Origin of the sequence: Streptomyces sp. MUSC 14, assembly GCF_001866675.1 — a bacterium.
Classification (GTDB): Bacteria; Actinomycetota; Actinomycetes; order Streptomycetales; family Streptomycetaceae; genus Streptomyces.
This window is the reverse complement of record NZ_MLYN01000144.1, coordinates 1-204: the sequence shown is the minus strand read 5'-3', so window position 1 is coordinate 204 and position 204 is coordinate 1. Positions and strand designations below refer to the sequence as shown.

General features: G+C 71.1%; 1 pseudogene. It reads left to right on the top strand.

Annotation, left to right across the window (positions count from 1 at the left end):
• Nucleotides 1-77: 77 nt before the first annotated feature.
• Nucleotides 78-204: pseudogene (locus BIV25_RS54015) on the top strand (alpha/beta hydrolase); the annotation flags it as partial.

Here is a 204-nt window from a genome sequence, read left to right as displayed (position 1 = left end):
CCGCGTCATCCTGGACGGCAGCCACTGACCGAAACCGCGGCACCGACGCACCCGAACCCCCGACCCCCGACAGCTCACCCCGGGCTCGCATGCGCGCCAAACGCATGAACCCGCACACACGCCCGGTCCGCCTACCCGACCACGGCCACATCCCGATGAACAACGACCCAGCCCTCGTCGCCCGCGTCATCCTGGACGGCAGCC